Here is a 13,382-nt window from a genome sequence, read left to right as displayed (position 1 = left end):
AGATGTATATATTATATTCTTTATCTAATTAATATAATAACTAGAATTTTAAAAAAATTATGCAATTTTCGTTACCCCATTTCTTAAATGTGGAATTTTTAAAGTAATTAATACTTTATTGATATCTGATCCTCTTCATTTGTCTAAATAAGAAAGGCTGATTTCGAGTTCATTGTTGCTTTTTGTAATAAGAGCTATAAACTCTAAAGACGATAACAATCATATCATACACATCAGTTACTCAATGTTTTCGAAAAGAGTCATAAGAAAAAAACACTCCTTAGTATCTACCTATGTAATACTTTGTTAATCTTTTCGTTATCCTTTTATAAGGTTCTTTCTATACGCTATGAACAATGATGAACTACATTTATAGAGAGGGGTATAAAAGTGAAAAAAAACAAATGGAAAATAACGATGATCCTATCGGTGAGCCTAGTTATCATTGTTGGCATGTATTTTTTATTTGGATCTAATCAGCAGGCAGCTAGTGTGAAACAAAGTTATAATGAATCAATGTATGCGAAAGCGACGTTTGCAGGTGGTTGCTTTTGGTGTATGGAGCCACCGTTTGAAAAGCTTGATGGTGTGATAGATGCCGTTTCAGGATATACTGGCGGTCAGCAAGAAAATCCAACATACAAAGAAGTGTCTGCTGGAACAACAGGTCACATTGAGGCAGTTGAGATTATTTACGACCCTGAGAAAGTAACCTATGAAACTTTATTAGAGATATTTTGGAGACAGGTCAACCCAACAGATTCAGGTGGGCAGTTTGTTGATCGTGGAGAACAGTATCGAACAGCAATCTTTTATCAAAATGAAGAACAAAAAGAGCTAGCAGAACAGTCAAAAAGCAGCTTGAATGAATCTGGACGATATAACGATCCAATTGTAACAGAGATTCTACCAGCTGCAACATTTTATAAAGCAGAGGAGTATCATCAAGATTACTACAAAAAGAATAGCTTAAAGTATAAGTTTTATCGACATAACTCGGGAAGAGATCAATATTTAGATGAGACTTGGGGAGATGACAGAGAATTTGACATTCCTAAAGCATTTATCAAGCCTTCTCAAGAAGAGTTAAAGGAGAGCTTAACACCTATACAATATAAAGTAACCCAAGAGGATGGTACAGAAAAGGCATATGATAATGAATTCTGGGATCATAAAGAGGAAGGTATTTATGTTGATATTATTTCTGGAGAACCATTGTTTAGTTCATTAGACAAATATGATTCAGAAACTGGGTGGCCGAGCTTTACACAACCTCTTGAACCAAATAATATTGTTGAACATGAAGATCGCAGCTTGTTTATAACACGTACAGAAGTAAGGAGCAAAAATGCAGATTCCCACCTTGGTCATGTGTTTACTGATGGACCGAAACCTACAGGCTTAAGATATTGTATAAATTCAGCTGCCCTACGATTTATATCAGCAGATGATTTGCAAGAAGAAGGGTACGGTGAATATATGAGTTTATTTAAGTAAAGATATAGAGAGCAAGATGAGGGGTTTGGATAGTAAACCAGTGAGTTTGGATAGTAAACCAGTGAGTTTGGATAGTAAACCAGCGATTTTGGATAGTAAACCAGTGAGTTTGGATAGTAAACCAACGAGTTTGGATAGTAAACCAAAGAGTTTGGATAGAAAAGCAGCGAATTTGGATAGTAAACCAGAAAGTTTGGATAGAAAAGCAGCGAATTTGGATAGTAAAATAGAGAGTTTGGATAGTAAATCAACGAATTTGGATAGTAAACAGAGGTTTGGATAGTAAACAGAGGTTTGGATAGAAAAGCAGCGAATTTAGATAGTAAACCAGTAAGTTTGGATAGAAAAGCAGCGAATTTGGATAGTAAACCAAAGAGTTTGGATAGTAAACCAGCGAGTTTGGATAGTAAACCGAGGTTTGGATAGAAAAGCAGCGAGTTTGGATAGTAAAATAGTGATTTTGGATAGAAAAGCAAAGAGTTTGGATAGTAAACCAGAGAGTTTGGATAGAAAAGCAGCGAGTTTGGATAGTAAATCAACGAATTTGGATAGTAAACCAGTAAGTTTGGATAGTAAATAGAGAGTTTGGATAGTAAACCAGAGAGTTTGGATAGTAAACCAGAGAGTTTGGATAGTAAACCAGAGAGTTTGGATAGTAAACCAGAGAGTTTGGATAATAAACCAGAGAGTTTGGATAATAAACCAGTAAGTTTGGATAGAAAACCAGCAATTTTAAACAGTGATAAGTGAATTTGCTAGTAAATCTAGGCTAGTGGATAAGAATCTGGTTAGTATGATGAATAACCTAGTGAGTTAGGCGAGGATCTCAGGGGTTTCACTTCAATAGAAAAAACCCCTATTGATTCTATGTTTCAGCGGTATATTCATCACCATGGGAATCTTTTGGCTCTTCTAAAGCAAACATGCAATATATAAAACTTAGTAATGCACCTACAGACAGAATAATAAAAAATTGTCTAGGAGTAACGAAAGTGAGTAATGTTAAGTAGACAACGGCTCCTACATTTCCATAAGCACCTGCCATGCCGGAAATTTGGCCAGTCATTTTACGTTTAATAAAAGGGATTACGGCAAAAGTAGCTCCTTCTGCTCCTTGGATAAACATAGAGGTTAAAACAGTGATGGTAACAGCCAGAACAATAGGCCAACTTGAGTTGATAAATGCCATCCCAAGTAACCCTATGGATATTCCAAACATATAAGCGAGCATGATTAGCTTTCTACTTCTAACATGATCAGATATCCATCCACCTAACGGCCGTGCAAATAAATTAACAAATGCAAAAGATGAGGCTATTAATCCCGCTGTTGTCGGGGTTAAAGAGAATGTTGTTAAGAAAAAAGTTGGTAACATCGAGACGATTGCTAATTCAGCACCGAAGTTTGCAAAATAAGTTGTGTTAAGAGCAGCGACATTTTTAAAGCGATAGCCTCCTGATGTTGTTTCCTTTGATTTTAGCAAAGGTATATTTACTCTTAATATTTGAATGATTTGATAAGTGAGTACAATGAACAAAATAACATAAATAACATATAAGGTATTTTGCGGAATGAAGTTTAAATTTTTTAATCGCCATGCGAGTAATCCTAAAACACCGACTAATGGAATTGTCCAAATAATTAATTGAATTAAATCACCCCAAGAGCTTACTTGCATTGCTGCTATTTTTTCTGATCGAAGAAATTTTTTGCCTTCAGGTGTGTCAGTTACGATAAAGAAATAAATGATACCATAGATGAGGCAAATAACGCCTGTATAAGCAATTGCATATCTCCAGCCGTTGTCACCGCCGATAATTTGTATAGCTATCCAAGGCAACAGAACAGCAGCTGCAGCCGAACCAAAATTGCCAAATCCAGCGTAAAAGCCTTCTGCAAAGCCAACTTTTTTTGGAGGGAACCATTCGGAAATGATTCGAATTCCAATGACAAAGCTTGCACCAATACCACTTAAAACTAGTCGAGATACGAAAAGCTGCATCCATGAATTTCCGAATGCAAAAACAAAGGTAGGAAAAGCCATGATAATGAGTAAGGCAGAAAAAACGATTCTAGGTCCATATTTGTCAAGTAACATCCCAACAACTATTCTTGCTGGGACAGTTAGAGCAACGTTTATAATAGCTAATGCCGCGAGGTGATCATCTGTCAACCATCCTACAGATTGGACCATCGTTGTGGCTAGAGGTGCCATATTAAACCACGTAAAAAAAGAAATGAAAAAAGCTATCCACGTAAAATGTAATACTCGAATTTGTTTGTTTTGAAACTTCATTAATTCACTAGGTTTCATGCGGAATTCTCCCCCAAATAATTACAAATAAAAGTTGATTAACATTTAATTTCAGCATTTTTTCGAGAATAATAATACCAGCAAATTATTAAGCTGATCGCGTAATATACAAGAAATATATATAAAGCAAAATTGGCAGAGCCTGTTGTGTCAATTGACCAGCCAAATATTTTTGGGATTAAAAATGCACCGTAAGCTGCGATTGCTGCAATAAAACCTAACACTGGTGAGGACTCTTTTGCTGGGAAAATAAAAGGAACCATGCGGAAAGTAGAGCCATTTGCTATTCCCGTAGTAAAGAATAGTATAAGAAACATGATTAAAAATCCGGTAAAATGATGAATTTGTAAGAAGTATATTACACCTATCGTAGCAATAATCATAATAATAATATCCCAAAATGTAATAAGTGCACCACTGCCTACTTTGTCTGATATCCACCCTCCTACTGGACGGACTGCTGCTCCGATTAATGGCCCTAAAAATGCTAATCCGACTGCATTTTGTTCGGCAAATTCATTTTGAATTAACAATGGAAAAGCAGCGGCATATCCAATAAATGATCCAAAGCACATCGTATACAACCAAGTCATTATCCAAGTGTGCTTTCTTTTGAATATAATAGCTTGTTCCTTAAAAGATTGTTTTGTTCCCGGTAAGTTGTCCATGCCGACTACCGCAGCTAGTGTAATGATAATAATCGGAATTACCCAGACGAACGCTGCATTTTGAATCCAAATGGTTTCACCATTATCTAATGTTTGCGATGTCCCAGTAAAAGTCCCAATAATGCTTGCTGTTATGACGATTGGAGTGAGAAATTGCACGACACTAACACCTAGGTTACCAATACCAGCATTTAATCCCAAAGCCGCCCCTCGCTCTTTTTTAGGATAAAATGGATTAATATTTGCCATGGATGAAGAAAAATTCCCGCCACCGATACCACATAATGCTGCTAAAGTTGCCATCATCGTAAAGGACGTTTCTGGATTGTTGACTGCAATGCCAATTCCTACAGTTGGTAAAAGCAAAAGCGCTGTGCTAATGACTGTCCAATTTTTTCCTCCAACAATCCCAGGCATAAAAGTAAAAAAAATACGAAACGTAGCTCCTGTTAATCCAGGAAGGGCTGCCAACGTAAATAATTCAGATTGGGTAAAAGAAAAGCCTACATCATTTAATCTGACAGCAACGACTGACCATATTTGCCAAACAACAAATGCTAGAAGTAGGGCAGGGATGGATATCCTTAAATTCCTTCGAGCATGTCTTCGACCTTCGCGCTCCCAAAAATCTTCATTTTCTGGTTCCCAATTCGTAATTCTAGCCATGCAAATCCTCCGTCCTAAATATTAATCTATGTTATCATTCCTTTTGGTTAATATTTGTATACGTTTATATTCTAAATAAGGAAAAACATTCATTTTTATGAACCGAAATGCTATAAAAGCATGTCAATAAGAGTACATTTACTGTTTTTCACCCTAAGCAACAACAACCTTCGCAACTTGAATTTATGTCCTTTTCTTCTGAAAAAACGGAAATAAGACCCGTACGTTCCAATAAATTCATAATAAAAGAGCAACCTTTAGATAATCTTAAAGGTTGCTCTTTTGTAATGGCAGTTTTCGCATTTATTGATCTTTGCACTAAATCTAGGTTTTATGGTATTTTGGTTAATTTTTAATTATGGTGGTCGATAGATTTCACCTTATTGCCATTATTAGTAAAGAAAGCAGTAACATTTATCGAAGGAGTCTAGGTAATTAAGACAAAAGTATCTCCTCATCATGATTATGTATATCCAAAACAATTAATATAGCTTTAAAATGGTCAATCACTTCTTCAGTTAACCCTTCGTTTTTTAGCATGTCTTTTACGTCCGTTACTAATATTCGTAACAAGTCATGGTCTCGCTTTAACATAGTTAATGATTCTTTTAAATTTGGATTCTTATTAAGAAGATCAACATAAAATCCTTCCTCTTCAGAATCTGCGTGAGCAATCGTTCTAGTTTCCCAATGTTCAACTAACACTTTTGCAACAGTTTGTGCGTATTGGTGTTGGTCGTCTTTATATAGCTTCACTAGCATATCAAGTAACTCTTTCCCCTCAGTGACTGCTCCTTCATGAATTGATTGATGGGCGTCCAATTTTCTTAATGATGGTCCTGACATCTTCATTCACCTCATTATTCGTGTTGTTAATGGTTAACAGTATAAACACCTTATTAACTTTTAAACATCTAATCATCTAATCATTTAAGAATATTTACTAAATGATTTGGGCAAAAGAATCTCATAGCGATGATTTCTAAATAAGGAAGGATGCGGAAAATGAGTAAAAAGAAGCTCCCACTTCTAAAGAAACTTACATATTTCGGGAAAACAACTGAGCTTACAGACCACAGTGAACTATCACCATATGATAGGGAAACGGAGAAATACTATCGTAGAAGGTGGCAGCATGACAAAGTAGTTCGGTCCACACATGGTGTGAATTGTACTGGCTCTTGTAGCTGGAAAATACATGTGAAAGACGGGATTATCACGTGGGAAACTCAACAAACTGATTATCCTTCAACAGGCCCTGATATGCCTGAATATGAACCAAGAGGTTGTCCTAGAGGGGCTAGTTTTTCATGGTATATATATAGTCCTTTAAGAGTGAGGTACCCATATGTAAGGAGCAGTCTTATTAAATTATGGCGGCAGGCAATGAAGGAGAATTCCAATGCTATTGATGCTTGGGCGAGTATTATCGAAGATCCTGACAAGGAAAGGCGATATAAATCTACAAGAGGAAAGGGTGGGTTTGTTCGTACCTCATGGGACGAAGTAAATACACTTATCGCTGCACAGTTATTATATACGATTAACAAGTATGGACCAGATAGAATTTTTGGCTTTTCTCCGATTCCAGCTATGTCAATGGTTAGTCACGCAGGCGGTGCACGATTTTTATCATTAATAGGTGGTGCCATCCTTAGTTTTTATGATTGGTATGCTGACCTTCCTCCAGCATCACCACAAGTATGGGGTGAACAAACAGACGTACCGGAAAGTTCAGATTGGTACAATTCTAGTTATTTACTAATTTGGGGCTCTAATGTACCACAAACTAGAACCCCTGACTCACATTTTATGGTAGAAGCGAGATATAGAGGAACGAAAGTCGTCTCAATTAGTCCTGATTATGCTGAATACGTTAAATTTGCAGACCATTGGTTGGCTGTTAACCCAGGCATGGATGCTGCCTTAGCAATGGCAATGACTCATGTCATACTTAAGGAATTCTACGTCGACAAAAATACGCCTTATTTCGATAACTACGCAAAAATGTATACTGATCTCCCTTTCTTAATCAAGCTTGAAAAAAAAGGAGAATCCTATGTAGCTACTCGTTTCTTAAGGGCTAGTGATATTGGAAAGAATGTAACTCATGCTGAATGGAAGCCGGTCGTTATAGATAGTGAAACTAACCAACTTCTTATACCTAATGGAACAATAGGACATCGTTGGGAGGATAAAGGTAACTGGAATCTTAACTTACAACAGCCATCAGAAGATGGACAGTCCATTTCACCATTATTAACGCTTCTAAATAAAGAAGATGAACTGCTTTCGATATCAATTCCTTATTTTGATGAAAATGAGAAAGCCACGCTTGAACGGACTATACCTGTAAGAATAGTTAGTGATGGAGATGGCCAAGTTCAATATGTGACAACTGTATTTGATCTATTACTAGCAAAAACAGGCGTAAGTCGTAATTTACCAGGAGATTATCCAACAAATTATGATGATCCAAAGCCATATACCCCAGCTTGGCAGGAAGATAAAACGGGAATTAACAAAGAGGTTGTTGCACAAATTGCAAGAGAGTTTGCGCAAAATGCAATTGATTCAAATGGTCGATCCATGATTATTATGGGTTCTGGAATTAACCATTGGTATCATTCAGATGTCATTTATCGAGCGGTGCTAAATCTTGTATTGCTCACTGGATCTCAAGGCGTGAATGGTGGGGGATGGGCTCATTATGTAGGGCAAGAGAAGGTGAGGCCATTAGAAGGCTGGCAAACCGTTGCAACTGCACGTGATTGGGGTGGACCACCACGCTTACAAAACGGCACATCATTTTTTTACTTTGCAACGGAGCAGTGGAGGTATGAGGATCAGTCAGTTGCTGACCATATTTCTCCAACGATTGATAAACCAAGATATGAACATTTAGCAGATTATAATGCGTTAGCGGCTAGATTAGGGTGGCTACCCTCCTATCCACAATTTCAGGAAAATACTATACATCTTTATAAAAAAGCAAACGCAAAGACAAATGATGAAGCTGTGAAGTATGTTGTAAAAAATTTAAAGAACGGCAAACTTAAGTTTGCTATTGAAAATCCGAGTAATCCTGCTAACTTTCCTAGGTCATTAATTGTATGGCGCGCTAATTTATTAGGCAGTTCTGCTAAAGGTCATGAGTATTTTTTGAAACACCTCTTAGGAACACATCATGGCTCTTTAAGTGTTGAAAATGATGAATTACATACTGCTGAAGTCGATAGCCAAGAAGTTTCAGCTGAAGGGAAACTCGATTTGTTAGTTAATATAGATTTTCGCATGACTGGAACGGGGTTGTATTCGGATATTGTCCTGCCTGCTGCTACTTGGTATGAGAAATATGATATTAGTAGCACAGACATGCATCCATTCGTACACCCATTTAATCCAGCAATAGCACCCCCTTGGGAAAGTAAATCTGATTGGGATACATTCAAAAATTTGGCAGAAAAATTTTCTGAATTAGCAAAAGAGATTTTTCCAGAGCCAACGAAAGATATTGTTGCAACACCTTTATTACATGATACGAAAGATGAAATTTCACAATTATTTGGGCAAATACCTGATTGGAAGCATGATGATGTAGAACCAGAGCCTGGCGTAAATTTACCTCGTATACATGTTGTAGAACGGGAGTACACAAAGGTATATGAGAAATATATTGCATTAGGTGGTGTAATTAAGAACAGCATTGGTGCTAAAGGTATTGGTTGGGATGCAAAGGAAGAGTACGAAAAGTTAAAAGCAATAAATGGTGTAGCAAGACAAACAAAGGATTACAAAGATTGTCCGAGTCTGTATACCGATCGAAATGTAGCTGAAACGATTCTAACGTTGTCCAGTACAACGAACGGCTCTCTTGCAATGAAAGCATGGGATGTCATGGAGAAGAAAACTGGGCAGCAGTTAAAAGATTTGGCAATCGAACGAGCAGAAGAGCACATTTCCTTTGATGAAATTACTGCTCAGCCTCAAAAAGTCATTTCATCACCAGTATTTAGCGGCACAGAGACTGGAAATAGACGTTATTCACCTTTTACGACAAATGTAGAACGTCTCATACCATGGAGAACATTAACGGGTAGACAACATTTCTATTTAGACCATGAAACCATAATAGAATTTGGTGAAGAACTACCTACATTTAAAGCACCTCTTCGTAAATTAACATTTTTAGATCAAGATCACAGGCCGAATCACGGTAATGAAATTGAGTTGCGTTATTTAACACCGCATTTCAAATGGTCATATCACAGTACTTATGGTGATACGTTACCGATGCTTACGTTATTTAGAGGTGGTCCACACGTCTGGCTTAATCATGAAGATGCCAATCATGCAGGGATTAACGACAACGATTGGCTAGAGATGTATAACAGAAATGGTGTCGTAGTTGCCCGAGCAGTTACGAGTCACCGTTTGCCTAGAGGGGTAGCTTATATGTATCACGTCCAGGACAGAACGATTAATGTGCCAGGTTCACCAACTACGAAGTTGCGAGGAGGAACATTTAACAGTCCAACGAGAATTCATATTAAACCTACACAAATGATTGGTGGGTATGCTCAGCTAAGCTATGGCTTTAATTATTACGGCCCAACAGGTAATCAGCGAGATGAAATGGTCATGATCCGCAGGCTAGAGAAGGGTGAGGTGAACTGGCTTGAAAGTTAAAGCACAATTTGGAATGGTTATGAATTTAGATAAGTGTATTGGATGTCATACATGTAGTGTTACTTGTAATAATACATGGACAAATCGGCCTGGTGCTGAATATATGTGGTGGAACAATGTCGAAACAAAACCTGGCATTGGTTATCCTAAGGAGTGGGAAAATCAGGAAACCCATAAAGGGGGGTGGGAAGTAAGGAACGGAAAATTGGAGCTGAAGGCTGGTGGCCGAGCGAGTAAGCTTCTCAACATTTTTTACAACAAGGATTTGACACAAATTGATGACTATTATGAACCTTGGACTTACGATTATGAAACATTGATTAATAGTCCAGAGCGTGAGCATCAGCCTGTGGCACGACCGAAATCACAGCTAACAGGTGACTATATGGATATACAGTGGGGACCAAACTGGGAAGATGATTTAGCAGGTGTTCATATTACAGGTGAAAATGATCCTAATATACAAGGGATCGAGGACAAGATTAAGTTTGAATATGAACAATCGTTCATGATGTATTTACCACGCATTTGCGAACATTGTCTTAACCCATCTTGTGTATCATCATGTCCTTCTGGATCAATTTATAAAAGAGATGAAGATGGCATTGTCTTAGTTGATCAAGATTCGTGTCGGAGCTGGCGATTTTGTATGACAGGTTGTCCTTATAAGAAAGTATATTTTAATTGGAAAACAAAGAAGGCAGAAAAATGTACATTTTGCTTTCCGAGAATAGAAAGTGGGTTACCAACAATTTGCTCTGAAACGTGTGTAGGAAGACTTCGATATATAGGCCTAGTCTTTTATGATGCAGAACGTGTGAAAGAAGCTGCATCCGTAAGTGATGAGAAAAAGTTATATGAATCTCAGTTGGATATTTTCTTAGACCCACATGATCCGGAAGTGATACGCAATGCCATAAATGAGGGAATTCCAGAAGATTGGATTGAAGCTGCTCAAAGATCACCTGTGTATAAGTTAGCTATTGAGCAAAAGATTGCACTCCCACTTCATCCTGAATACCGTACGTTACCGATGGTTTGGTACGTTCCGCCACTAAGTCCGATGATGGATGCACTCGGTGGTCAAGTTGACTCAATTGATCCAAGAATTGTGTTTCCGACAATTAAACAATTTCGCATTCCAATCGAATATTTGGCTAATCTATTAAGTGCTGGAGATACAAAGGTTATTGAGGGTGTATTAAAAAAATTAGTGGCGATGAGAAGTTATATGAGAAGTGTAAATATCCAAAAATCATTTGACTCAAATATTTTAGAGTCAGCTGGCTTAACCGAACAGTCAGCTCGCGACATGTATGAGCTGGCTGCTATAGCGAAATATTCCGATCGATACGTTATACCCTCATCTCATAAAGAAAAGGTTGGAGATATGTATTTTGGTCAAGGGTCAACTGGTTATGACTATATGGAAGGGTGCAATGATTGTAGTGTAAGCGAGAGTAACGAGGATTTATATTTGTATGGAGAAAAATATTGGAGTGATATACAGCATGCTCAAGATGGAAGACAGTAAGACTATATTTAAACTTGCGTCAATTTTTTTACATTACCCTTCAAAAGAATGGGTGGGTGATGAAGAGATTATTAAAGCAATTCATAGCATCGGCGATAACAAAGTACAGCAAGCCTATAGTGATTTTGTTCAATATACTGCCAACCATTGTTTGACTGAGTTGTGTGAAACATATGTCAACACTTTTGATTTTAATGACAAAACAACACTGTATTTAACGTATGACGTGTTTGGTGATAACCGTGAAAGAGGTCAAGCATTCGTTAAACTTAGGTTTGAATTTGCGAAAGAGGACTTTTATATCAAAAATGATGAATTACCCGACTTTTTTCCTTTAATTTTAGAATTCGCATCGGAATCTTCTGAAGAGAGTGCTATGAAAATGTTTAATATTCATCGGAAGTCGATAGATCGTTTACAAAAGGAATTAACAAGTCTAGCAAGTCCTTATGAACATGTATTAAACGGTTGTATACTAGCTATTGATTCATTAATAGAACAAAAACAGGCAGGGTAGCTTGAATATAAAGGAACTCTCACTAAGGCCATGGAGGGATGGAAATGTCATTTTGGGATCAATTTTGGTGGTTAATATACCCTTATATTGTAATAGCCATATTTGTGTTGGGCCATATTTATCGGTACAACACCGATCAGTTTGGGTGGTCAGCGAAATCTAGTGAGTTTTTGGAAAAGAAGAAATTAAAATGGGGAAGTTTACTTTTTCACTGGGGAATTATTATCGTTTTCTTTGGCCATGTTGCAGGGTTGCTCGTTCCAAAGGGATTTTATGATTATGTTGGAATTTCAGAGGAAATGTATCATTTCGGGGCAGTGTGGTTTGGCGGTGCAGCTGGTGTAGCTACGGTAGTTGGTGGGTTTTTATTATTTTTGAGAAGGATCACAGTACGTAGAATTTTAATTAACAGTTCAAAAAGCGATTTGGTCGTGTTAGTTGTCTTAGGGGCGGTTGTTCTTACAGGTTTTACAAATACAGTTGGTTATACGGCAACAGGAGGAGAATTCGATTATCGAGAATATATAGGACCGTGGATAAGAGGGATTTTAATGTTTCGACCAACTCCTGAGCTGATGATAGGCGCACCGTTCGGGTTTAAAATACATATCATCAGTGCAGTAGCACTTTTTGCGATTTGGCCATTTACGAGGCTTGTACACGTGTGGAGTGTTCCTCTTACATATTTAAATCGCAAATATATTGTATATCGTAGTATGACTAAGAAGGGATAAACGGTGCTGTTGCGGCATTATTTAAGGCATTTTCATGTGTATGCTCAGGCAAAGCATCGACCTTCATGATTCATATTATTAAGTCTCATCGACACACCCGAAGGCGAATAGTGCCTTCATTAGAGCATGTCGGAGAAGACAGCAGCGCGTTTGAGCTTCTAGCTCCACTCATGCTAACGGCACGAGGAAATAAGCCAATTCTTCAAGAAGGTTAAAAAGCTATCTACTAGTCAGCTAATCTTATATTTGTCTAAGTGAATACTATGATGGTAATTGTGAATAATAACAACGGGAATTTAAACTAATGTATACAATTAGGAGGGTAGCCAGCATGATAAATATGGTCGTTGTTAGTATGTTTGTAATGTCTTTACTAGGTGGTGGCTTTTTATTTCATGAAGGGACTTTTGCGAAAATGACTGATGAAGTCATTATAGCTGAATCAAAAGGTACCAAGAAAGCTGAAGAACAGCCGAGTAAGGATATGGAAAATTTAGAAGAAAAAATGAAGATGCAAATGGCAAAATTTAAAGCTCCAAATGACGAGGGCTTATATGATTTGTTTACGAACAAATTTGAAGGTCCAGCATGGACATTTGAGAGCGATGATTATAATGTAATGCTGTTTCAAGGGAAACATAATGATAAGCATTATAAAATTTACTTTTTCTATAAAGAGGAAACGATCGATATGTATGTAGATGGTGAAAAGAAAACGAGAGAAGAATTTGATGAATGGTTAAAGAAGCTTATTAATACGTAA

General features: G+C 37.3%; 10 protein-coding genes. 7 read left to right on the top strand and 3 right to left on the bottom strand.

All coding sequences use genetic code 11. The annotated features are described in order from the left end of the window. Nucleotides 1–390 precede the first annotated feature (390 nt). Nucleotides 391–1,497: a peptide-methionine (S)-S-oxide reductase MsrA gene (msrA, locus tag V1503_RS05695; protein ID WP_410625493.1), complete on the top strand. Its 1,107-nt coding sequence runs from the start codon at nt 391–393 to the stop codon at nt 1,495–1,497. Between the two features lie 40 nt (nt 1,498–1,537). After that, entirely contained in the window at nt 1,538–1,780 is a 243-nt protein-coding gene (locus V1503_RS05690; protein WP_410625491.1) for a hypothetical protein, read from the top strand. A 582-nt stretch (nt 1,781–2,362) separates the two neighbouring features. Here V1503_RS05690 and V1503_RS05685 read toward each other — a convergent pair. From V1503_RS05685 to V1503_RS05675, 3 genes are all read right to left on the bottom strand, one after another. Then, a complete protein-coding gene (locus tag V1503_RS05685; RefSeq protein WP_410625489.1) occupies nt 2,363–3,811 on the bottom strand; it encodes an MFS transporter in 1,449 nt (482 codons plus the stop codon). 38 nt (nt 3,812–3,849) lie between these two features. Further along, nucleotides 3,850–5,145 carry an MFS transporter gene (locus V1503_RS05680; RefSeq protein WP_410625488.1) on the bottom strand — a complete coding sequence of 432 codons (1,296 nt, stop codon included), beginning with the start codon at nt 5,143–5,145 and terminating at the stop codon, nt 3,850–3,852. Between the two features lie 435 nt (nt 5,146–5,580). Further along, nucleotides 5,581–5,991, bottom strand: coding sequence for a hemerythrin domain-containing protein (locus V1503_RS05675; RefSeq protein WP_214483556.1), 411 nt, complete (start codon nt 5,989–5,991; stop codon nt 5,581–5,583). A gap of 159 nt (nt 5,992–6,150) precedes the next feature. Between V1503_RS05675 and V1503_RS05670 the strand changes: the two genes are divergently transcribed. From V1503_RS05670 to V1503_RS05650, 5 genes are all read left to right on the top strand, one after another. Then, complete coding sequence (locus V1503_RS05670; protein WP_410625487.1) at nt 6,151–9,834, top strand: nitrate reductase subunit alpha; 3,684 nt, start codon at nt 6,151–6,153, stop codon at nt 9,832–9,834. Next, complete coding sequence (gene narH, locus V1503_RS05665) at nt 9,824–11,368, top strand: nitrate reductase subunit beta (RefSeq protein WP_410625485.1); 1,545 nt, start codon at nt 9,824–9,826, stop codon at nt 11,366–11,368. The genes V1503_RS05670 and narH overlap by 11 nt, the downstream gene beginning before the upstream one ends. Next, nucleotides 11,316–11,885, top strand: coding sequence for a nitrate reductase molybdenum cofactor assembly chaperone (narJ, locus tag V1503_RS05660; RefSeq protein ID WP_410625483.1), 570 nt, complete (start codon nt 11,316–11,318; stop codon nt 11,883–11,885). The genes narH and narJ overlap by 53 nt, the downstream gene beginning before the upstream one ends. A 44-nt stretch (nt 11,886–11,929) precedes the next feature. Further along, a complete protein-coding gene (gene narI, locus V1503_RS05655) occupies nt 11,930–12,619 on the top strand; it encodes a respiratory nitrate reductase subunit gamma (RefSeq protein WP_214483552.1) in 690 nt (229 codons plus the stop codon). A 331-nt stretch (nt 12,620–12,950) separates the two neighbouring features. After that, on the top strand, nt 12,951–13,382 hold the full coding sequence (locus tag V1503_RS05650) for a hypothetical protein (protein ID WP_320258787.1): 432 nt from the start codon (nt 12,951–12,953) through the stop codon (nt 13,380–13,382).

Origin of the sequence: Nanhaiella sioensis, assembly GCF_046557775.1 — a bacterium.
Lineage (GTDB): Bacteria > Bacillota > Bacilli > Bacillales > SM2101 > Nanhaiella > Nanhaiella sioensis.
This window is presented reverse-complemented; position numbering and strand designations above follow the sequence as displayed.